The organism is Actinomadura sp. NPDC023710 (genome assembly GCF_040639875.1).
Classification (GTDB): domain Bacteria; phylum Actinomycetota; class Actinomycetes; order Streptosporangiales; family Streptosporangiaceae; genus Spirillospora; species Spirillospora citrea.
On record NZ_JBFAGB010000014.1, the window covers coordinates 180,453 to 201,831 of the forward strand.

Sequence of the window (21,379 nt, forward strand, 5' to 3'; positions counted from 1 at the left end):
CGCGCCATGACCTCACCCACCAGCCCCGTCGGGGCGCACGTCCCCGTGGCCGGCGGCCTCGCCACCGGCGGCCTGAAGTACGCCGCCGAGATCGGCGCCGAGGCGGTCCAGGTCTTCGTCTCCAACCCCCGCGGCTGGGCCCTGCCCGAGGGGAAGCCGGCCGAGGACGCCAAGCTCCGGGACGAGGGCATCCCCGTCTACGTCCACGCCCCGTACCTGGTCAACCTCGGCTCCCCCGCCCCGGAGACGCTCGACAGGTCGCTCGCGGCCGTCCGCCACTCCCTGACCCGGGGCCGCGCCATCGGCGCCCGCGGCGTCGTCGTCCACACCGGCTCCGCCGTCACCCGGACCTACGACGAGGCCATGGCCCAGGTCCGCGAGCACGTTCTGCCGCTCCTCGACGAGATCCCCGAGGACGGCCCCGACCTGCTCCTGGAGCCCATGGCCGGCCAGAACAACATGCTCTGCGCCAAGGTCCAGGACCTGGCCCCGTTCTTCGAGCGCCTCGACCACCACCCGAAGCTCGGCGTCTGCTTCGACACCTGCCACGCCTTCGCCGCCGGCCACGACCTGGCGGCCCCGGGCGGCGCCAAGGACACCCTCGACGCCCTGGTCGCCGCCGTGGGCGAGGGCCGCCTGAAACTCGTCCACGCCAACGACTCCAAGGACGCCTGCGCCTCCGCCAAGGACCGCCACGAGAACATCGGCGCCGGCCAGATAGGCGAATCCCCCTTCGCCGACCTCTTCCGCCACCCCGCCACGACCGGCGTCCCCTTCATCATCGAAACCCCGGGCCGAGCCCCCGCCCCCCACGCAGAAGACATAAAAACCCTAAAACGCCTACGCGGCTGAGCCTATTGCTTTTTCTCCTCCTTCGGGCCTGGCGGCCCTGCTGTGCTTATTGCAGTGCCCTCCTCCTTCGGGCCTGGCGGCCCTCCATCGTCGGGCACCGCGGGCGATCGCTGGCATCGCTCCGACTCGCCCAGCGGCTCGCTGCGCGATCAGTTTCTCGCAAGCTCGAAACTGCCTTCGGACGCGATCGCAGCCGTGAGGTCGTTGTGTGGTTGCGGTGCGGCCTGGGATTTTCGCAGTAGTGGGTGCAGGTTGGCGCGTAGCGCTCGCCTGACGGCTGGATGCGCGGGCATCTTGCAAGCCCGAAACTGCTGTCGGATGCGATCGCAACAGGTGAGGTCGTTGGGGGGAGCGCCGACCCGCACCGACTACTGCAACCGCCGCAGCCGGTGCAGCAACCCCGCGACGACACGGGGGCCGCGATCGCGTCCGAAGGCAGATTCGAGCGAAGCAAGAATCTGATCGCGAAGCGAGCCGCCAGGCGAGACGAAGCGATGCCAGCGATCGCCCGCTTTATCGACGATGGAGGGCCGCCAGGCCCGAAGGAGGAGAAAAAAGCAATAAGAAAGACTCGAGCGCCGCTGAACAACCCCCCGACTGTTCAGCGACGCCCGAGCCACAGGTCGCGGGATCCCACCCCCCCGGTACGGGATCCTGCGACTCACGATCCGGCGTGTGTCGCCGGATCTCCGGATTTGCTCTTGTGGGAGGGTTCGCGGCCGGGGACCGCCCGCCCCTCCTCGGGCGGTGTGACGTGTGGTGCCACTGAGAACATTAGAGGGGTTCGCCACCCCTGGACACGGGGACGACGCGGCGTTCGATGAACGGTGTGTAGTCAGAGATATACGGAGCGTAGTCGTCGGATGAGCGGTCTCTGCGGCGGGACGAGCGGTCCGAGGGCGGGGCGCGGTGAGCGGAGCGCCGTCGCGAACGGTTCATAACGGGACTCAGCGGGCGAACACGTCCTCGGGAAGGTGCAGTTTCGTCAGGGCGCGGTCGGCGCGGCGGGGGACGCGGCGGCGGGTCAGGAGCGAGACCGCGACCATGACGGCGAACGCCGCGGGGGCGATCAGGGCGGCGGGTTCGGCCACGGCGGCGGCGGGCCAGCCCGTCAGGGGGACCTCGTACAGGTGCAGGACCCCGGACGCGACGGCGAGACCGGTACCGAGGAGCAGGCCGGCGCCGGCGCCGGCGGCGGTCAGGCCGCGCCACCAGATGGCGAGCAGGAGGAGCGGGCACAGGGAGCACGCCGACACGCAGAGGGCCAGGGCGACGAGGCCGGCGGCGCTCTGCGTCCCGATCCTCGGGAGCAGGGCGAGGGGGACGACGAGCGCGAACAAGGTGGCGATGCGGAAGGACGCGACGCCGCTGCGGCGGGCGCACTGCGTGACCGTGCCGGCGATGGTGACGACGAGGCCGCAGGAGGTGGAGATGAACGCGGCGAAGGCGCCGAGGGTGATGAGCCCGGTGAGCAGCGCGCCGGCCGGTCCCGGGATGCGCTGGGGCAGCAGCAGGACGGTCGCGTCGGTGTCGCCGGTCATCAGCAGTTCGGGCGCGTAGAGGCGTCCCATGGACGCGTAGACGGTGGGGAAGACGTAGAAGAGCGCGAGGAGGACCGGCACGAGGGCGGCCGTGCGGCGGGCGGTGCTTCCGCTCGGGTTGGTGTAGAAGCGGATGAGGATGTGGGGCAGCCCCATGGTGCCGAGCAGGATGCCGAGGAGCGCCGAGTACGTGCGGTAGAAGCCGTGTTCCTCGCCGCGGCCGAAGGGGGTGGCCCAGGTCTCGCCGCTCTGGACGGGCAGGCGTTCGGCATGGGGCACCGGAGCGCCGGCCGGGAAGACCACTTCGGCGCCGGGCCCGATGGTGTGCCGGCCCGCGGCGAGGGTCATCGCCCCGCCGCCGTGGCGGACGCCGTCCACCCGTCCCCGGGCGGTGACGAGGACGTCGGCGGGAGCGGTGACCGCCACCTCGGTGCCCACGTGGACCCGGGTGGTGTGCACGAAGCGCGCGGGCCCGTCGCCGACGGGGTCGGGGCGGCCGTCCATCTGCCACACGACCAGCAGTGCCAGGGCGGGCACGGCGAAGGCGACCAGCTTCACCCAGAACTGGATGCTCTGGACGGCGGTGATGCTGCACATCCCGCCGGAGGCGACGAGGAGCAGCGTGACCGCGACGACGACGGCCCAGCCCGCCCACACCGGGGCGCCCGTCATCACGCGCAGGGTCACGCCGGCGCCCTGGAACTGCGGCAGCAGGTAGAACCAGCCGATGAAGCAGACGCAGCAGGTGACGATGCGCCGCACGGCCGGGGAGCCGAGCCTCCACTCGGCGAAGTCGGAGACGGTGTAGGCGCCGGACCGGCGAAGCGGCGCGGTGACGAACGCCAGGAGCAGGACGTGTCCGGCGGTCGCCGCGACCGGCAGCCACAGCATGTCGGCGCCGTAGGCGAGCACCAGTCCGGCGGTGCCGAGGAACGCGGCGGCGGAGAGGTACTCGCCGCTGATCGCCGAGGCGTTCCGCCAGGGGGTGACGCCCCGGGAGGCGACCATGAGGTCGGAGGCGGTGCAGGCGGAGCGGCGGTCGCAGGTGCCGAACGCGACGGTCGCCACCAGCAGCGCCAGGAGCGCCGCCGCCACCGCCACGGCGGTCATCGGCGCCCCGCCGGTCGCGTGAGGTCGTGTTCGGCGCGTTCGGCGCGGCCGAGCTGGCGGAACGACGCCGCGACCCAGACCGGCTGGATGCCGAACGCGAGGACGAGCCAGGGCAGCGGGACGCCGTGCACGCGCGCCCGCGCCACCGCCGGGACGATCACCATCAGCGCCGGGAGCGCCGTCACCACGGTCATGACGAACGCGCCGGTGCCGAGGGCGGTGCGCAACTGGGCGCGGATGAGGAGGCGGGTCTCGGCGGCGCCGATCGGCAGACCGGAAGGGAGCGGGTCGGTATCGGGCGGATCGGGGTCCGCCGGGCCGGCCGCGGGCGCCGCGGTCTCGGTGGCCTGCGCCGTGCCCGACGCCGCGCCCTCCGGCGGCGCGCCGGGGCGGGCGGCCGCCGTCCCCGCCATCGTGTCGCGGCGTTCATCGGTCATCGCGGCCCTCCCCCGGGTCCCCGGCGTCCTCGTCCGGTTGGTGGAACTTGCGGACGAGCAGGTCCCGGACCTCGCGGGTGTGGCGGCGGCTGACCTGCAGCAGCTCGTCCCCGATCTGGACGGCGGCACGGCCGCCGTCGAAGCGCAGCTCGGTGATGTGCGCGGCCGCGACGAGGGTGCTGCGGTGGATCCGGATGAACCCCGCGCCCTCCCACCGCTTGGAGAGCGCGGACAGCGGCATGCGGACCAGGAAGCCGCCGTCGGCGGTGTGCAGCCGCACGTAGTCGCCCTGCGCCTCGACATGGGTCACGGCGCGGCGGGACACCAGCCGCGTCCGCCCGCCGAGCTCGACGGGGATCATCTCGTCGTCGGGGTCGGCGGAGGCCTCCCCGGCGGGCGGGGACTGCCGGCGCACGGCCGCCGCCACGCGCCGGACGGACTCGGCAAGCCGCTCCGGGCGGACGGGCTTCAGCAGGTAGTCGAGCGCGCCGAGCTCGTAGGCGGTGACGGCGCAGTCGTCGTGCGCGGTCACGAACACCACGTGCGGCGGCGCGGCGAACGCGGTCAGCAGCCGGGTGAAGTCGAGCCCGTCGAGGCCCGGCATGCGGATGTCGAGGAACACGGCGTCGAGGCGCTCGCCCTCGACGAGCATCCGGCTCAGGTCGCGGAGCGCGGCCGAGGCGTCTCCGGCGCCGGTGACCCGCCCGATCCGCGGGTCCTTGCTGAGCAGGTAGGTCAGCTCCTCCAGGGCCGGGCGTTCATCGTCGACGGCGAGGACGTGAAGCATGAGGGCGACTTTGCCGCGATTACCGTCTGTCCGCAATCGGTTCCGAAAAGTGAGTGGCGTGTCGCCCGGATCGCGCCTCAGTCGGGAAAGACCCCCGGACGATACTTCGGGACGCGCAATTTGACCTTGGTTCCGGCGCCGAGCGCTGTCTCGACGGTGAGGCCGTACTCGTCCCCGTAGACCTGGCGCATGCGCGCGTCGACGTTCGCGAGGCCGATGCCGGGGCCGCCCCCCGGCCGGTCGTGGGTGGCGACGCTCCCCCAGCCGGTGGGCCCGGGACGTCCGAGGGGCGCCGACAGGATCTCTTCGAGCCGCTCGGGATCCATGCCGATCCCGTCGTCCTCCACGCTGATGGCGGCCTCGGCGCCCGAGTCGCGGGCCACGATCGAGATGTGGAACGCCCGGCGGCCCCCGGCCATGCCGTGCCGGACGGCGTTCTCGACGAGCGGCTGGAGCGCGAGGAACGGGACGGCGACCGGCAGCACCTCGGGCGCGACCTCGACGTTGCACTGCAGCCGCTCGCCGAATCTGGCGCGCTCCAGAAGCAGGTAGCGGTCGATCGAGCGCAGCTCGTCGGCGAGCGTGGTGAAGTCGCGCGGGTTGCGGAACGAGTAGCGGGCGAAGTCGGCGAAGTCCAGCAGCAGGCCGCGGGCCCGCTCGGGGTCGGTGCGGACGAACGAGGCGATCGTGGTCAGCGAGTTGTAGACGAAGTGCGGCGAGATCTGCGCGCGCAGGGCGCGCATCTCGGCCTCGGCGAGGCGTCCGCGGACCGAGTCCAGCCCGGCCAGTTCGAGCTGCCCGGTGACGAGCCGGGCCGCCTCCCCGACCGCGCGGACCCGCGCGGTGGACGGGCTCGGCCAGTACGCGGTCAGCGTGCCCGCGACGCGGCCCTCGACGGTGAGGGGGGCGATCATCGCCGCCCGGACGCCGCAGTGCGGGTCGCCGCAGGCGAGCGGCTCCGGCGTGACGACCCGGGGTCTGCCGGAGGTCAGGACGGGCAGCGCGTGCGCGACGGCCTCGCCCGCGTGGGCGCCGCGGCCGGCGCCGTCCCAGGCCAGGAGCCGCGGCACGTCCCTCGTGTCGCCGCCCGGCTCGTCAGGTCCATCGGGGTCGTCCGGATCGTCGGGCGGGCGCACCCCCACGATCGCGACCGCCTCGGCGCCGAGGAGCGAGCGCAGCAGCCGGGTCGCCCTGCGCGCCGCGTCGCCGGTGAGGCCGGCCCGCAGCGGGGGCGCGGCGTGCGCGATCAGGTGCAGGGCGGCCAGGGCGGCCGCCTCCGCCGGATCGGCGGGACCGCGCCGCGGCAGGAGGCACCACCGGCGCGGCGCCCAGACCCCGCTGGCCCCGGCTGCCGCGGCGCACACCACGACATCTGTGACGGACGGTAGGTCCATGGAAACTTACGGTAATGGCTATCATCGCCGCGGGTGCGCCTGTTGCCGATTTACCGAGGTCTCGAATGGGACACGCTCGGCCCGCCGGAAGGCGCGTACCAGCGGACCATTCGCGCCGGACCGATCACAGCGGGGGCGACTCGCCCTCGTCCTCCTGGTATGAGTAGCGCTGCTCCCGCCACGGGTCGGCGACGTTGTGATAGCCGCGCTCCTCCCAGAAGCCCCGGCGGTCCTTCACCAGGTACTCCACGCCCCGGACCCATTTCACGCTCTTCCACGCGTACAGGTGCGGAATGACGATGCGGACGGGGAAGCCGTGGTCGGGGGTCAGGCGCTCGCCGTCGCGGTGCGTGGCGAACATCGTCCCGTCGGTGAGGAAGTCGCTCATCCGGATGTTGGCGCTGTAGCCGTACTCGGCCCAGACCATGACGTGCGTGACCTCCGGCGCGGGCGGCGCCAGCTCGATGATCACCGCGCCGGGGACGCCCTGCCACTCGTTGTCCGGGATGGTGAACTTGGTGACGCAGTGAAAGTCGGCGACCGAGGTGGCCTTCGGCAGCGCCTCGAACTCGTCCCAGGTCCAGCGGTGCTGCTCCCCCGACTCGGTGGCGCCGAAGACCCGGAAGTCCCAGTCCTTGGGACGGAACTTCGGCACGGGACCGTAGTGCAGGACGGGCCAGCCCCGGGGGACGTACTGCCCGGGCGGCAGTTCGCCCGGCTGCGGCGCGGACTGTTCGGGGTGGGTCATGACGCGGCCATCCTGCCATCCGGAGTGAGCTGAGCCATATCCGGGGTGCGTGCGGGCCCGCGCACCTGGACATCGGCTACGCTTGCCCCATGCGCAGCGTCGTGTATTTCTTTTGGCCCGACCAGCCCGGACGGCTGGTCTGCCAGACGCTGCGCTGACAGACCACGAAGGCGAAAGCCCCGGGCCGGCCGGCCCGGGGCTTTCGTCGTTCCGGGGACCGGCCGGCCTCCCGGGGCCTGAAGGAGAGGCAGCAACCCATGGTCGTCGTCATGGCCCCGGAGGCCAGCGAAGCGGATGTCAGAGCCGTCGTCTCACTGGTCGAGACGGCGGGAGGCGACGCCTTCGTCAGCCGCGGAGTGGAGCGCACCATCGTCGGGCTGGTGGGCGACGTCCAGCAGTTCGGCTCGCTGAACCTGCGCGGGATGCGCGGCGTCAGCGACGTCATCCGCATCTCGGCGCCCTACAAGCTGGTGAGCCGCGAGAACCACGCCGAGCGGTCGGTCGTCCGGGTCGGCGGGGTGCCGATCGGCCCCGGCACCATGACGCTGATCGCCGGCCCGTGCGCGGTGGAGACTCCCGAGCAGACCCTCGGCGCGGCGCAGATGGCGCAGGCCGCCGGCGCGACCCTGCTGCGCGGCGGCGCGTTCAAGCCGCGCACGTCGCCGTACGCGTTCCAGGGCCTCGGGGAGGCCGGGCTGCGCATCCTCGCGGACGTCCGCGAGGAGACCGGCATGCCGATCGTCACCGAGGTCGTGGACGCCGCCGACGTCGAGCTCGTCGCCTCCTACGCCGACATGCTGCAGATCGGCACCCGCAACGCGCAGAACTTCGCCCTCCTGCAGGCCGCCGGCGAGTCCGGCAGGCCGGTCATGCTGAAGCGCGGCATGAACGGGACGATCGAGGAGTGGCTGATGGCCGCCGAGTACGTCGCGCAGCGCGGCAACCTCGACATCGTGCTGTGCGAGCGGGGCATCCGCACGTTCGAGCGTGCGACCCGCAACACCCTCGACATCTCCGCGGTCCCGGTGGCGCAGCGCCTCTCCCACCTACCGGTCATCGTGGACCCGTCGCACTCGGGGGGCAGCCGCGACCTCGTCCTGCCGCTGACCCGCGCGGCGATCGCGGTCGGCGCCGACGGCGTGATCATCGACGTGCACCCGCACCCGGAGACGGCCCTGTGCGACGGCCCGCAGGCCCTGGTGGACGGCGACCTGCGCGAGCTCGCCAAGCTCGTGCGCGACCTGCCCCCGATCGTCGGCCGCTCCCTCACCCGGAGCGAGGACCCCGACGCCGTGCCCGCCTGACCCGCCGGTCCGCCGAACCCGCCGGCCCCGCCTGACCGGCAGGCGTCCCGCCGGACGGGGAGCGGGTATCGTTCTGAACCATGGCTTACTGGGCACCCGATTGCGGGCCGCCGCGCTCCTGACGGGGCGCGACGACCGCATTCCCTGCTGATCACGGCACGGCCCGGCGCGATCACGCGCCCGGCCGTGCCGTCCTGCGCCCCGGATCCGGATCTCTCCTTCCGATTCGAGCCCAGGAGCCTCTCTCCGTGTCACAGAACACCTCCCTTGGCCGCGCGCCTGAAAAGTCCTCGCGGTCCCGTGCCCGGCGCGGCGGCGCCGACGTCCTGCTGGCGGCGACCCTGTGGGGGACGACCGGCACCGTCCGCACGTTCGCGGACGGCGCGTCCCCGTACTCGGTCGCCGCGATCCGCATCATCATCGGCGGCCTGGTGCTGCTGGCCCTCGCCGCTCTCACGCGCGGCGGCGCGGGGCTGCGCCACCTGGTGGCGGACCGCCGCAACCTGCCGCTCGTCGGCCTCGGGGCGGTCGCCATCACCGTGTACCAGACGGCGTTCTTCGTCGCCGCCGGGCGCACCGGCGTCGCGGTCGGCACCATCGTCACGATCGGCAGCGCGCCCGTGTTCACCGGCGTGATCGGGCTGCTGGCGCGCAGGTCCGCGCCGACCGGGCGGTGGACGCTCGCCACGGCGGGGGCCGTCGCGGGCTGCGCGCTGCTCGTCGGCGGCGGCCGGGACGCGGGCGCGGAGCCGCTCGGCATCGGGCTCGCCCTGCTGTCCGGGCTGGCGTACGCGGCGTACGCGACGGTGGCGTCCGTCCTCATCACCCGGGGCGAGCAGGACCGGGCCGTCGCGGCGGCGCTGTTCGGCACGGCGGCCCTCCCGCTGGTGCCCGTGCTGCTCGCCGGCCCGACGGGCTGGCTTGTCACCGGGAGCGGCGCGCTCATCGCGCTCTACCTCGGGGTGATCACCACGGGCGGCGGCTACCTGCTCTTCGCCCGGGGCCTGCGCACGACGCCCGCGACGACGGCGACGACCCTGACGCTCGCGGAGCCGGCGGTCGCGGCGGTGCTCGGCACGGTCCTGCTGGGCGAGCGGCTGGGCGGCTCGGCGCTGGGCGGCCTCGTGCTGCTGGCGGCGAGCCTGGTGGTCCTCGTGGCGCCCCGGCGGCGCGGCCGCGGAGAAGGCGCACAGGGCCGCGGGGAAGGCGCACAGGGCGGTAACGAAATGGTCTGAACCATTGGCCGGGCGCGGCGCGGCGAGGATGATGACCGGCATGACGACGGGAGATGGTGACGCCGGGGGGCGGCTGTTCCCGGAGGACCTGGACGGCGTCGACCCGGTCGCCGCGGTGCTGCTGGCGGATGCCCGCCGCGCCCTCGCCGCCTACCCGGAACTTGTGGCCCTCGGCGCCGTGTACACCGCCGCCGAGCGGGTTCCGGGCGGCTGGCAGGTCGTGTGCCCGTTCGACCCGCTGCCGCAGGGCGCGCGCGAGATCCTCGCCGACCATCTGGAGGACCGGGCCGCGCCGGGCTCCGGCGCGCGGGCGCGCGACCTGGCGGCCGCGGCCCGGACGCTGCGGCGCGAGCCGGCCGACGAGGTGACCGCCGCCGGGCGACGGTTCCGGATCGTGCGGATCGAGCAACTGGCCCGCACCGGCCCGGACGGGCCCGAGCCGCCCCGCCCGACGGACCTGGACCCGCTGCCGGCGGGCGGCCGCGTCCCGCCCGCCCGGCCGCACGAGCTGCTGCCGGACGACGGCCCGGCGTCCGACCTCGCGACCGCCGAGCTGCTGTGCCAGGTGCTGGACGCCGCGGCGGCCACGGGCAACGAGCCGTCCGGCGCGTTCCTCACCCCGGTCGCGCTGGCGCCCGCGTTCACCGTCGCCGAGCGCGGCGAGCGGCGCTGGCGGCCCGTCGGGCGCCTGTACGACGCGCCGCAGCAGGCCCGCGACTCGCTGGCCACCTACTTCAGGCACGTGGTGCCGGCGGTGGAGAGCCCCGCCGCGACCGACGTCGCCCGGTTCGCCGAGGCGGCGGAGCTGATGGAGGACGACAGCCGCCGCAACGGCATCGCCGTCGCGGGCCGCCGCTTCCGCATCGTCCGCATCGAGCGGATCACCCTGATGGGCCCGGACGGCCCCGAGCCGCCGCGCCCGACGGACTTCGACGCCCGCTAGCTAGCGGCGGGCGCGAGCGGCCGGATCAGGTGGCCGGGTCGCCGTAGGCGGGGCGGTGCTCCTGGACGGACGCGGCGAGCTGGTCGGCGAGCTCGCCGACGTCGAGGCGCTTCTCGATCTGCCGCAGGTCGCCGATCTTGGCCCGGGTCTCGGCGCGGCGGGGCGCGAGCAGGGTGCAGCAGTCCTCGTCGGGCAGCTCGGAGATCGTCAGGGTGCGGATGCGGCGCGCCTGGTCCATGATCTCGACCTTGTCCATGCCGACGAGGGGCCGCAGGATGGGCAGCTCGACGGCGTCGTCCAGCGCGGTGATGTTGGCGAGGGTCTGGCTGGACACCTGGCCGAGCGCGTCGCCGGTGATCAGCGCGGAGCCGCGCAGCCGCCGGGCGAGGACCTCCCCGGTGCGCAGCATCAGCCGCCGCTGCGCGATCACCGCGAGCCGGTCGGCGCCGGAGGACTTGATCTGCTGCTGCGCCTTGCCGAACGGCACGACGAACAGCCGGGACCCGGTCTGGAACTTGTCCAGCTCGCGGACCAGCGCGTACGCCTTGTAGATCGACTCGGGGCCGGTGAACGGCATGCCGGAGAAGTGCAGGTAGTCGACGCGCAGGCCGCGGCGCATCATCCGGTACGCGGCGACGGGCGAGTCGATGCCGCCCGACATCAGCACGAGGCCGCGGCCGCTCATCCCGACGGGCAGGCCGCCCTGTCCGGGCAGGCCGCCGGAGTAGACGAACACCTCGTCGCGGTCGACCTCGATCGACAGGGTGTGCTCGGGGTTCTTCAGCCGGACGGGCTGGCCGTAGCGGGCGGTGACGAGCGTGCCGATGTGCCGGTCGAGCTCGGTGGAGGTCATCGGGAACCGCTTGTCGCGGCGCCGGGACCGGACGGCGAACGTGCCGGTCCGCCCGTCCATGAGCTCCAGCGCGGCGCGCTCGACGCTGGCGAGGTCCTTGCCGACCTGCCAGGCGCGGTGCGCCCACACGATGCCCATGACGTCGGTGATCCGCTGCGCGACCCGCTCCATGGTGGCAAGATCGGCACCGGGTCGGCGGACGATGAACACGCCGTGCCGCCGGACGACGTCCACCCGGGCGATCGGCCGGACGGCGGTGCGCACGTTGTCGGCGAGGCGGCGCTCGAACTGCTCGCGGTTCTTGCCCTTGAGGACGACCTCGCCCAGTTTGAGCAGCACGCACGGCTCGCCGTTGACCGGCGACTGCTCCCGGACGTCCGCCGCCGCGGTGCCGGGCGCGGCGTCGGGCGCGGTGTCGAGCGTGGTCATGCGTGATCCTCCCGGCGGGAACAGGTAAAGAGGGAACCTCCAGTGTGGCCCAGAGAAGCCAACACCGCGACCCGCATTCCCTGTTCCCGCCCGGGGGCGATCAGCCGAAGAAGACCTCGGCCTCGGAGTAGCGCTCCAGCGGGACCGTCTTGAGCTCCTTCGTCGCCTCGTCGAGGCCGACGCGGATGATGTCGGTGCCCTGGAGGGCGACCATCTTGCCGTAGTCGCCGTCCTTGACCGCGTCGATCGCCTGGAGACCGAAGCGGGTGGCGAGGACGCGGTCGAACGCGGTGGGGGTGCCGCCGCGCTGGATGTGCCCGAGCACGGTGGCGCGGGCCTCCTTGCCGGTGCGCTTCTCGATCTCGTCGGCGAGGGCCTGCCCGATGCCGCCGAGCCGGACGTGCCCGAACGCGTCCCGCTCCCCGGTCTGCAGCTGCATCTGCCCGTCGACGGGGTGCGCGCCCTCCGACACCACGATGATCGGGGCGTAGCGCGTCTTGAACCGGCTCTCCACGTACTGGCAGACCTTCTCGATGTCGAAGGGCCGCTCGGGGATGAGGATGACGTTGGCGCCGGCGGCCATGCCGACGTGCAGCGCGATCCAGCCCGCGTGCCGGCCCATGACCTCGCAGATCAGCGCGCGGTGGTGGCTCTCGGCGGTGGTGTGCAGCCGGTCGACGGCCTCCATGCCGATGTTCACCGCGGTGTCGAACCCGAAGGTGTAGTCGGTCGCGTTCAGGTCGTTGTCGATCGTCTTCGGGACGCCGACGACGTTGACGCCGTTGGCGTACAGCTCGCTCGCGACGCCGAGGGTGTCCTCCCCGCCGATGGCGATCAGCGCGTCCACGCCGAGGCCCGCGAGGTTGTCCTTGATCCGCTCGACGCCGCCCTCGACCTTGACCGGGTTGGTCCGCGAGGAGCCGAGGATCGTCCCGCCGCGGGGCAGGATCCCGCGCACGGCCTGGACGTCGAGGGCCACGGTGTCACCTTCGAGGGGCCCGCGCCAGCCGGCCCGGAAGCCGACGAACTCGTAGCCGTAGACCTGGACGCCCTTGCGGACGACCGCGCGGATCACCGCGTTCAGGCCGGGGCAGTCCCCGCCTCCGGTCAGCACTCCGACGCGCATGCCGTCACCTTCTCCCGCCACCGGGCTCCTCCCTCGGTCCACGTTCACAGACTAGATCGTCGCACGCGGCGGCACGGGCCTCCGCCACCTGTCCCCGCGCGCCGCCATTGGTCTAGACCATAGCCCGTGGCGGGGTCCCGCGGCACGTCGTTCGCGGGGACGGCGGCCTCAGCCGGACCTGCCCCGGCCGAAGACGCGGACCCGCCCCCGGAAGACCACCGCCGCTCCCCCCGGCACGCGCCGCGCCGCCGCGCCGCGCGGGCGCGGCGGGTCCTGCCCGTCATACGACCATCGGACTTCGGCCAGGGCTAGTTCCCGCGCCGCGTCGCCGGCGAGCCGGCCCCGATCGGCGCGCGCGAAGTCCCAGCCGTCCCGGAAGGAGCCGCGCGTCGGGCGCTCGGCGGCCCATGCGGCGAAGGCCGCCTTCCAGGACGTACCGTACGAGGCGGCCAGCGCCGGCCAGGCGCGGGCGACCTCGCCCGCCCGCTTGAGCAGGATTCCGTGCGCGGCGGCCCCCACCGCCTCGGCGTCGAATCCCTCCGGCAACGGCCCGCCCGCCGTCATGGCCCGGACGAGCGCCTCCTGCGCCGCCGCGAGCCCGGCGTCGAATTCGCTCATGCCCCGTACCCCCTCATGTGACGGGCGCCAGCCCGGAGGCGGCGGCGATGGCGTCCAGCTCGGCGCGCAGCTCCGCCGCGGGCGGGTAGCGGCCGTCACGCTCCAGCAGGAGGCCGGGCGGGCGGTGCCGCTCGCACAGCTCCGCGACCAGGTCCAGCACCTCGGCGGGAACGGCGGCGGCGTGCGTGTCGTGGTAGCGCCCGCCCTCCTGCGAGCCGCCCGCGACGTGGCAGTAGGCGATGCGGTCCAGGGGCAGGCGTTCGAGGAGGTCCGCGGGGTCTTCGCCGCGGTTGCGCGCGTTGGCGTACACGTTGGCGACGTCCAGCAGCAGGAGGGCGCCGGTGCGCTCCAGCAGCTCGGTCAGGAAGTCGGCCTCGGCGTACTCGGCGTCAGGCCAGTCGAAGAGCGCGGCGATGGGCTCGACGGCCAGCGGGACGGGCAGCTCCGCCTGCGTCCGGCGGATGTTGGCGGTCAGCGCGTCCAGCGCGGCCCGGGTGCGCGGCACCGGCAGCAGGTGCCCCGCCTCGACGCCGCCCGCGCGGACGAACGCGACGTGCTCGCTCGCCAGGGGCGCGCCGAGCGCCTCGGCGCAGGCGGCCAGGTGCGCGACGCGCCCGGCGTCCACGGGCTCGGCGCCGCCGAGCGACAGCCGCACCCCGTGCGGGACGATCGCCGCGCCGCGGTCGCGCAGCGCGAGCAGCTCGGGGGCGGGGCCCGCCGGGTGCACCGACTCGGCGATCACCTCGGTGAAGCGCAGCCCCGGCAGCGCGCCGACGAACCCGGCGATCTCGGGGCGCCAGCCGATCCCCACGCCCAGCCGCATCTCAGCTCCCTCCTCCGCCGCCGCAGCCGCCGCCACCACCGCCTCCTCCTCCACACCCGCTCCCCCCGCCGCAGCCGCTCCCCCCGCCGCACGAGCCACCGCCCCCACCACCGCAGGAGGAGGACGAGCACACCGCGGCGGTCGTCGAGCACACGAAGGAGGTCGACGAGCCGGATGCCCCCGAGGAGCCGCCGGAGGCGGCCACGACCCTGGCCATCTCCAGGTACCGGCCGAGTCCGACGGTCTGGACGAACACCGGGTCGAGCGCCATGAGCGCGGCCGCGCCGAACAGCGCCACTCCCATCAGCGCGGCGGGGGCCGGCAGCCCGGTGTAGGAGGGCCCGTTCGCCGGGTCGAGGGCGGACCGGGACTCCCTGAGCCGCTCGACGGCCCGCTCGCCCTCCCGCGTCCGCTCGGCGCCCTGACCGAGGGCGAGGGCTCCGAAGCCGAGGCCGAGCAGCGCGGCCAGCGGAACGAGCTTGGCCGGGAACCCGTCGAACGCGTCGCTCAGGACGAAGGCGGCGAAGCCGAGCAGGATCCACCCGTACATGACCAGCTGGAGGTTGCGCAGCCGGCGGCGCCCGGCCTGCCCGAGCACCATGCCCTGCGCGGCGAGCCCGTCGCGGAGCCGCCGGAGCGCCGCGCGCACGTCCGGGTCGGCGGTGATCTGGGCGAGCGTCTCGGCCCGCAGGCGCTCGATCGCCCAGTGGACCGCCGTGTCCAGGGGCGTTCCGGCCGCGCGCGGGCCGTCCGCGGACGGTTCGCGTGCCAGCAGCCGGCCGTCGGCGTAGGCGTCGGCCGCGCCGTCCAGCCGCAGCGCCGTGACCGAGGCGGCGATCGCGTGGCGGCCGCCGCCGTTCAGGTAGGCGACCTCGTACGGGTGCAACTCGCGCGCGGGAGGCCTTCCCCGCAGCACCGCGGCCCGCATTCTCCGGAGGATCACCAGCAGTACGAGCCCGACCAGGACGTGGGCCGCGAGGAACCCCAGAGCGGGACCCAGGATCTCGTCCGCCATGACGCGCTCCCGTCGCTATGCGCCTTTGGCGATGAGACGCAGGCGCCGCCGCGGCGGTTCGCCCCGCGCTACTGCTCCTCGTCGAGGCCCTTCTCGATGGCGTAGCGGACGAGTTCGACGCGGTTGTGGAGCTGGAGCTTGCCGAGGGTGTTCTGCACGTGGTTCTGCACCGTCCGATGGGACAGGACGAGGCGCTGCGCGATCTGCTTGTACGTCAGCCCCTTCGCGACGAGGCGCAGCACCTCGGTCTCGCGCTCGGTCAGCCGCGGCGCGTCGTCGTCCTCGCGGGCGGGGGCGGCGGCGAGGCGGCGGTACTCGCCGAGGACGAGACCGGCGAGCCCGGGGGTGAAGACGGCGTCGCCCTCGCCGGTCCGCCGGACGGCGTCGAGGAACTCCTCGCGGGCGGCGGACTTGAGCAGGTAGCCGGTCGCGCCCGCCTTCACCGCCTCCAGGACGTCCTGCTGCTCGCCGCTCGCCGACAGCACCAGCACGCGGACGGGCGGGTCGGCCGCGGCGAGGCGCCGGGTCACCTCCACCCCGCTGAGGTCGGGCAGCTGAAGGTCGACCACGGCGACCTGCGGGCGCGCGGCGGCGGCGATGCGGACGGCGGCGTGGCCCTCCCCCGCGGTCGCGACCACGTCGTGGCCGGCCTCGGCCAGGTCGCGGGCCACCGCCTCGCGCCACATCGGATGGTCGTCCACGACCATGATCCGGAGGGGTCGGAGGGGAACGTCGCTCACGGTCACACCCTAGCCCGCGGCACGGTCATCTCGACCTCGGTCCCGTCGCCCTCCGCGGAGACGATCGACACGGTGCCGCCGAGGTCGGCGATGCGGCCGCGGATGGACTGGGCGACGCCGAGCCGCCCGTCCGCCGCCGCCCGGTCCAGCCGCCCGGGGGGCATGCCCGGGCCGTCGTCGCGGACGCTGACGGTGACCCCGCCCTCACCGTCCTCCAGCAGGACCCACGCGCGGGCCTCGTCGCCGCAGTGCCGCCGGACGTTGTCCAGGGCCGCCGCCACCGCCGCCTCGACCTCCCCGGCGGCGTGCGCCGGCAGCCGCACCTCCGTGGCGGGCGTCGAGACCGTCACGGAGGTGGAGGCGTGCCCGGTCAGCAGCGCGCGAAGGTCCGTCCCGGCGCCGGGGGCGGCCGCGGGCGGCGCCGCCGGGCCCGCGCCGACGAGGGAGCGCAGCGCCGCCTCCTGCTCGCCCGCGAGGCGGCCCAGCTCGGCCGCCTCGCCGCCGAGCTCGCCGCCGCGCCGCTGCACCATCGCCAGGACCTGCAGCACCGAGTCGTGGATGCGGCGCGCCAGCCGCTCCCGCTCACGGGTCGCCGCCTCCAGCTCGACGGCCCGCGCCAGCCGCGCCTCCGCCTCCCGCGCCAGCCGCACGACGTGCCCGACGACGAGGCCGGCGAGGAACAGCAGCACGATGCCGTTGAACGTCGTGCCGCCGATGCCGCCGCTCTCCCCGGCGAGCGCGTGCACCAGCAGGTTCGCGGCGGCCAGGACGGCCGCGGCGGCGATGCCGGCCCGCCGACCGCCCACGACCGCCCACGCCAGCACCGCGGCCGCCACCCACGACACCGGCAGCGTCGGGCGCCCGGCGGCGATGTTCGCGGGCGTCTCCACCCACGCCGTCGCCAGTACGCACCCCGCCGCGACGGCGAGGTCGGCCGCGGCCAGCGCCCGGCCGCGGCGTCCCGGGCCGCCCGGGGCGAACGCGGCGGGCCCGAAGGCGAACGACGCGTAGCCGGTCCATCCGGCCATGACGGCGAGGACGGCCCATCCGCCGAGCGGGTGGGCGTAGCCGCCGGAGTTCATGGCGATCACGACCGCCGCGTAGCACAGGGCGAGCCCGCGGTAGACGGCCACGGCCCGCCACAGCGCCGTCTCCAGGCCCGTCCCGCGCGGCTCAGCCGCCGTCACTCAGCCCTCCGTCGTCCTCGACCGGACGGACCTCCTTGCCGGCCATCTCGGCCTTCACCTCGGCGGCGTACCGGTCGACGTACTCCTGCCCCGACAGCTCCCCGATCGCCATCATGATCTCGTCGGTGATCTCGCGGAGCACCTCGTGGTCGTCCTCGCGGCCGTAGTGGCGGGAGAAGTCCAGGGGCTCGCCGAACCGGACGCCCGGCCGGATCCCGAGCCGCGGGTACGGCCTGCCGGGCGGCATCAGCTCGAAGGTGTTGACCATCGCCATCGGGATCACCGGCACCCGCGACTTCAGCGCCAGCCGCGCGACCCCCGTCTTGCCGCGGTACAGCCGGTTGTCGGGGGCCCGGGTGCCCTCGGGGTAGATGCCGAGCAGCTTGCCCTCGCCGAGGATCCGCAGCCCGGTCTGCAGCGCCGCCTCGGCCGCCGAGCCGCCGGTCCGGTCGACCGGGACCACCCCGACGCCGGTGAAGAAGGCCTTGCTCACCAGGCCTTTGATCCCCCTGCCGGTGAAGTACTCCCCCTTGCCAATGAAGTAGATCGGGCGCATCAGGGGCAGCGGGCCGAAGAAGTGGTCGGCGAACGACAGGTGGTTGCTCACCATCAGCGCCGGCCCGCGCTTCGGGACGTTGCCCGCCCCCCGGTTCCGCGGCCACCACAGCAGGTACATGACCGGGGAGAGGACGATCCTCAGCAGGATCCAGAACCAGAGCATCGTATGCGGGTACCTTTCCCTCGGACCGGACGCCCCCGCGCGGGCGTGCCCCGGTCCTGGCCGACGGGATGATGGGACATCCTCCCACTCTCCGTCCCAGCGATCTACCGGCCGGTACCCGTCACCGGAACCCGGCCGCGCTCCGGCGGCGGTCCGGGAATAACCGTAGGCTCGGAGCGGTAAATCTCAATCGGGTGCGCCCGGGGGCTTGTCCCGGGCGGCGCAGCGAATACCGTGGGACACACGTTTCGGGGTGTCCGGGAGTGCCTCCGCACGGGGGGCGACCGGGCACCACATGTCAATGGGGGGAGCGGAGGCCGCCATGCCGGTGCTGTCGGTCACGCCGGAGTCGTCGAAGGAGCCGGCCCCGTGAATCGCCGTGGCAATGGACTGTCAGCGGACACCTACGCCCCACTGGTCGACCTCGCGCCGCATCTCGCGGACGCGATGCTGTCGGCGCTCGGCGAGGCGGGCGTCGCGGCCTACGCGGCGTCCCCGTCCGGACTGCCGGAGATCGCCGAGGCGGCCGCCGAGCCGGTCGCCGGCGACGTCCTCGACCGGCTGTACGTGGACGTCGAGATGAAGCCGGCCGCCGAGGGCATCCTGCGCGTGCACCTCGCCCGGCTGCGCGAGGCCTCCGCCCGCGGCTCCGACGGCGAGCGCGAGGGCGCCGAGCTCGCCGACGCCGACCCGCTCGGCACCGACCCGCTCGGCACCGACCGGCCGGACACCGCCGAGCGCGCCGGGACCGGCCTCGCCGACCCGGGCAAGGGCAAGGCGGGCGGCGACGCCGAGCGCGACGAGGACGCCATCTGGGCCGAGATCGTCGCCGGGTACGACGCCGTCCCCGAGGGCGACGAGGTCCCGTGGCCCGACGAGGAGAACATCCGCGAGCCCGCCGACCCCCCGGGCGAGGGCGAGGACCGCACCGGGCGGCTGCCCCGCGCCCGCGTGATCAAGCCCGTCGAGGAAACGGCGTTCCCGGCCGGTGACGACGATGACGACGAGGGGCACTACGTCCCGCCCCCTCCCCCGCCGCTGCCGAGCGCCGACCCCCTCACCAAGGGCGCCTGGATCGCGCTCATCGGCGGCCCCGTCTACTTGCTGGTCACCGTCATCCTCGACTGGGAGGTCCCCGGCTGGGCCGCATTCCTGGCCGTCGCCGCGTTCATCGGCGGCTTCGTCACCCTCGTCCTGCGCATGGGCGACGAGCCCCGCGACCCCGACGACGGGGCCGTCGTCTAGGGCAGCGCCAGCTCGGCCAGCAGGGGCCGGTGGTCGGTGGCCAGGGGGTGGTTGCCGGCGTCGTCCGGCGGCACCCCGCACGCGCTGATCCGCACGGCCGGGTCGGCGAAGACGCCGTCGATGCGGCGCTTCGGGTCTCGCGCGGTGAAGGTGAGCTCCCCGCCCGCCGGAGCGCCCGCGTAGCCGTCCTGGAAGCGCTCGGCCAGCAGCGACCACGCCGGGCCGCCCGGCTCCTCGTTGACGTCGCCGGCGAGGACCACCGGGGCGCCGTGGCGGTCGCGGGCGCGGTCCAGGTGGGCGAGGATCTCGTGGACGTGCCGCAGTCGCGGGCCGTCCGCCAGGTCCAGGTGGGTGCTCGCGGCGATCAGGCGGGCGCCGCCGGCCTCCAGGACGGCGATCGCGAGGGCGCGGCGGTGCAGGCCCGGGTCCGGGGTGAGCAGGTGGAACTCGCGGGCCACGCGGCGCACGTGCGGCGCGGCGAGGACGGCGAGCCCGCAGGCCCGCCGCCCCGCCGCGATCCGCAGGCCGCAGGCCCGCGCCAGGCGGCGGCGCTGCAGCCGCCACCCCCAGAAGCGCGGGACCTCCTGCACGCACACCACGTCCGGGGCGTTCGCGCGGACGACGCGGGCCACGGCGGCCGGGTCGTCGCGCAGCGACCGGATGTTGTAGGAGAGCAGCCGGACGGCGGCCACGCCTAGACGATCACGTCCCGGAACGGGCGGACGCGGGCCAGGTCGGCGGCGCCGACGATGCCCGCCGCGGAGCCCAGCTCGGCGATCCGGATGTCGGGCAGCGGGCGGTGGCCGCGGCCGGTCAGGGCGTTCTCGAACGCGGCGCGGATCGGGGCGAGCAGCAGGTCGCCGGCGTCCGACAGGCCGCCGCCGATGATGAAGGCGCCCGGGTCGAGGATCGCGCTGAGGTCGGCCAGGCCCTGGCCCGCCCAGTGCGCGATCGTCCGGAAGCACTCCAGCGCCGCCTTGTCGCCCTCCCTGGCCGCCTGCGACACCTCCGGGCCGCTGATGCCCTCGGGCCGCCCGCCGCCGAGCTCCAGCAGGCGCCCCGCCATCGCGGGCGCCACCCGGGCCAGGTCGCGCGCCTCGTGCACGAGGGCGTTGCCGCTGGCGTACTGCTCCCAGCAGCCGCGGTTGCCGCAGCCGCAGCGGCGCCCGTCCGGGACGACCCGGAAGTGCCCCATCTCCGCGCCGATGCCGAACCGGCCCCGGTACAGCTCGCCGTTGATGATGATGCCGCCGCCGATGCCGGTGCCGAGGGCCACCAGGACGAGGAAGTTCTCGCCGCGCCCGGCCCCGAACCGGGCCTCGCCCCACGCGGTGGCGTTGCCGTCGTTCTCCACGACGACCGGCAGCCCGACGAGGCTCTCCACCTTCTCCTTGATCGGCTCGTCGCGCCAGGCGAGGTTCGGCGCGAACAGCACGGTGGAGCGGGTCTCGTCGACGAAGCCCGCGGTGCCGAGCCCGACCGCCGCGACCTCCTCGTACTTGCCCTTGAGCAGGTCGACGACCTCGGCGATGGTCTCTGCGGTCTCCTTGGGGTTGGTCGAGGGAGTCGGCCGGCGGACCTTCTCCAGAATCGTCCCCCGGTCGTCGACGACCCCCGCGGCCACCTTCGTGCCGCCCACATCCACGCCGATGGTCAGGGCCATGTAACCCTTCCTCCTCCTCGCGTCGCCCCTGGCTGGAGCCACTCCCGCTCTACCCGATGTCGATGGGGCCGCCGGTGGCGGCCGACCACGGGTCGCCCGGATCGGGACGTTCCGACCGATCGGACGTACCCGCCCGCGCCCCCTCCGACGCCTCCGGCGGCCCGGTCGGGCCGGACCCGCGCGTCCGGTGGGGCTCCTGCGCCCGGTCGGGCCCGCGGGTCCGGTCGAACGCCGCCACGACGTCCAGGGCGGCGGCGACCAGGGACTGCCCGGCCTCGCGCAGGTGCCGTCCCACCTCGCCGCCGGACTCCCGCTTGACGGCGATGGCCCGGCAGACCGGGCAGTCGCGGCACTCGGGGGCGCCGGTGGCGATGTGCGGCCCGCGGGCGTCCCCGGCCGGCCCGGCGGGCGGCTCGTCGGCGATGGCACGGTCCCACACGTCTCCGGCCGGCTCGTCCCGGCCCGCGCGCCCGCCCCGGCCGCCGCCGCCCACCCGCCTGATCAGCGCGTCGACGAGCTTGGCCGCCTCGTCCAGGACGTCGCCCGACTGGTCGCTCATGTCTCCATCTTCCATCCGTCGTCGGCGTGAACGGTATCGCCTCCGCGCC

At 74.6% G+C, this 21,379-nt stretch carries 21 protein-coding genes; 5 read left to right on the plus strand and 16 right to left on the minus strand.

Annotated elements, in window-relative coordinates; genetic code table 11:
• The first annotated feature begins 6 nt into the window (after positions 1-6).
• On the plus strand, positions 7-852 hold the full coding sequence (locus tag AB0H37_RS18550) for a deoxyribonuclease IV (RefSeq protein ID WP_360613939.1): 846 nt from the start codon (positions 7-9) through the stop codon (positions 850-852).
• 947 nt (positions 853-1,799) lie between these two features.
• Here the strand turns inward: AB0H37_RS18550 and AB0H37_RS18555 are convergent.
• The 5 genes from AB0H37_RS18555 to AB0H37_RS18575 form a co-directional block, all read right to left on the minus strand.
• Positions 1,800-3,503, minus strand: coding sequence for a cation acetate symporter (locus AB0H37_RS18555; RefSeq protein ID WP_329093306.1), 1,704 nt, complete (start codon positions 3,501-3,503; stop codon positions 1,800-1,802).
• Entirely contained in the window at positions 3,500-3,940 is a 441-nt protein-coding gene (locus tag AB0H37_RS18560) for a hypothetical protein (protein WP_360613941.1), read from the minus strand. The genes AB0H37_RS18555 and AB0H37_RS18560 overlap by 4 nt, the downstream gene beginning before the upstream one ends.
• The gene (locus tag AB0H37_RS18565) at positions 3,930-4,727 is read right to left on the minus strand and encodes a LytTR family DNA-binding domain-containing protein (RefSeq protein WP_179833773.1); all 798 of its coding nucleotides are present in this window, start codon (positions 4,725-4,727) and stop codon (positions 3,930-3,932) included. The genes AB0H37_RS18560 and AB0H37_RS18565 overlap by 11 nt, the downstream gene beginning before the upstream one ends.
• A gap of 77 nt (positions 4,728-4,804) precedes the next feature.
• Positions 4,805-6,121 (minus strand): histidine kinase, encoded by a 1,317-nt coding sequence (locus AB0H37_RS18570; protein ID WP_360613943.1) that lies wholly within the window; start codon positions 6,119-6,121, stop codon positions 4,805-4,807.
• Positions 6,122-6,245: 124 nt separating this feature from the next.
• Positions 6,246-6,869, minus strand: a complete 624-nt coding sequence (locus tag AB0H37_RS18575; protein WP_179833771.1) for a sulfite oxidase-like oxidoreductase — start codon at positions 6,867-6,869, stop codon at positions 6,246-6,248.
• A gap of 257 nt (positions 6,870-7,126) precedes the next feature.
• On the opposite strand from AB0H37_RS18575, the gene aroF reads away from it, so the two are divergent.
• The 3 genes from aroF to AB0H37_RS18590 all read left to right on the plus strand — a co-directional run bounded on the left by aroF (position 7,127) and on the right by AB0H37_RS18590 (position 10,351).
• Positions 7,127-8,173, plus strand: a complete 1,047-nt coding sequence (gene aroF, locus AB0H37_RS18580; RefSeq protein WP_179833770.1) for a 3-deoxy-7-phosphoheptulonate synthase — start codon at positions 7,127-7,129, stop codon at positions 8,171-8,173.
• A 248-nt stretch (positions 8,174-8,421) separates the two neighbouring features.
• Complete coding sequence (locus tag AB0H37_RS18585; RefSeq protein WP_360613946.1) at positions 8,422-9,408, plus strand: EamA family transporter; 987 nt, start codon at positions 8,422-8,424, stop codon at positions 9,406-9,408.
• Between the two features lie 40 nt (positions 9,409-9,448).
• The gene (locus AB0H37_RS18590; RefSeq protein WP_360613948.1) at positions 9,449-10,351 is read left to right on the plus strand and encodes a DUF5954 family protein; all 903 of its coding nucleotides are present in this window, start codon (positions 9,449-9,451) and stop codon (positions 10,349-10,351) included.
• A gap of 25 nt (positions 10,352-10,376) precedes the next feature.
• Here the strand turns inward: AB0H37_RS18590 and thiI are convergent, their stop codons facing one another.
• The 8 genes from thiI to AB0H37_RS18630 all read right to left on the minus strand — a co-directional run bounded on the left by thiI (position 10,377) and on the right by AB0H37_RS18630 (position 17,863).
• Complete coding sequence (thiI, locus tag AB0H37_RS18595; RefSeq protein ID WP_179833767.1) at positions 10,377-11,633, minus strand: tRNA uracil 4-sulfurtransferase ThiI; 1,257 nt, start codon at positions 11,631-11,633, stop codon at positions 10,377-10,379.
• A gap of 100 nt (positions 11,634-11,733) precedes the next feature.
• On the minus strand, positions 11,734-12,759 hold the full coding sequence (locus tag AB0H37_RS18600) for a 6-phosphofructokinase (RefSeq protein WP_179833766.1): 1,026 nt from the start codon (positions 12,757-12,759) through the stop codon (positions 11,734-11,736).
• A 168-nt stretch (positions 12,760-12,927) separates the two neighbouring features.
• Entirely contained in the window at positions 12,928-13,377 is a 450-nt protein-coding gene (locus AB0H37_RS18605) for a hypothetical protein (RefSeq protein ID WP_329093318.1), read from the minus strand.
• Between the two features lie 13 nt (positions 13,378-13,390).
• On the minus strand, positions 13,391-14,254 hold the full coding sequence (locus AB0H37_RS18610) for a DUF692 domain-containing protein (RefSeq protein WP_360613951.1): 864 nt from the start codon (positions 14,252-14,254) through the stop codon (positions 13,391-13,393).
• Complete coding sequence (locus tag AB0H37_RS18615) at positions 14,202-15,215, minus strand: TIGR04222 domain-containing membrane protein (protein WP_360613953.1); 1,014 nt, start codon at positions 15,213-15,215, stop codon at positions 14,202-14,204. The genes AB0H37_RS18610 and AB0H37_RS18615 overlap by 53 nt, the downstream gene beginning before the upstream one ends.
• Before the next feature lie 68 nt (positions 15,216-15,283).
• The gene (locus AB0H37_RS18620; protein ID WP_179838538.1) at positions 15,284-15,922 is read right to left on the minus strand and encodes a response regulator transcription factor; all 639 of its coding nucleotides are present in this window, start codon (positions 15,920-15,922) and stop codon (positions 15,284-15,286) included.
• A gap of 35 nt (positions 15,923-15,957) precedes the next feature.
• Positions 15,958-17,142 carry a DUF5931 domain-containing protein gene (locus AB0H37_RS18625; RefSeq protein ID WP_329093323.1) on the minus strand — a complete coding sequence of 395 codons (1,185 nt, stop codon included), beginning with the start codon at positions 17,140-17,142 and terminating at the stop codon, positions 15,958-15,960.
• Positions 17,129-17,863 (minus strand): lysophospholipid acyltransferase family protein, encoded by a 735-nt coding sequence (locus tag AB0H37_RS18630; protein ID WP_329093325.1) that lies wholly within the window; start codon positions 17,861-17,863, stop codon positions 17,129-17,131. The genes AB0H37_RS18625 and AB0H37_RS18630 overlap by 14 nt, the downstream gene beginning before the upstream one ends.
• Before the next feature lie 369 nt (positions 17,864-18,232).
• Between AB0H37_RS18630 and AB0H37_RS18635 the strand changes: the two genes are divergently transcribed.
• Complete coding sequence (locus tag AB0H37_RS18635) at positions 18,233-19,108, plus strand: hypothetical protein (protein ID WP_179833761.1); 876 nt, start codon at positions 18,233-18,235, stop codon at positions 19,106-19,108.
• On the opposite strand, the gene AB0H37_RS18640 is transcribed toward AB0H37_RS18635, so the two are convergent.
• Genes AB0H37_RS18640 through AB0H37_RS18650 form a run of 3 tightly spaced genes read right to left on the minus strand, consistent with a single transcriptional unit; the run spans position 19,105 to position 21,330 of the window.
• The gene (locus tag AB0H37_RS18640; protein WP_360613956.1) at positions 19,105-19,800 is read right to left on the minus strand and encodes an endonuclease/exonuclease/phosphatase family protein; all 696 of its coding nucleotides are present in this window, start codon (positions 19,798-19,800) and stop codon (positions 19,105-19,107) included. The two genes, AB0H37_RS18635 and AB0H37_RS18640, sit on opposite strands and share 4 nt — an antisense overlap.
• 2 nt (positions 19,801-19,802) lie before the next feature.
• A complete protein-coding gene (locus AB0H37_RS18645; RefSeq protein ID WP_179833759.1) occupies positions 19,803-20,771 on the minus strand; it encodes an ROK family glucokinase in 969 nt (322 codons plus the stop codon).
• A gap of 49 nt (positions 20,772-20,820) precedes the next feature.
• Entirely contained in the window at positions 20,821-21,330 is a 510-nt protein-coding gene (locus tag AB0H37_RS18650) for a hypothetical protein (protein ID WP_360613957.1), read from the minus strand.
• Positions 21,331-21,379 lie beyond the last annotated feature (49 nt).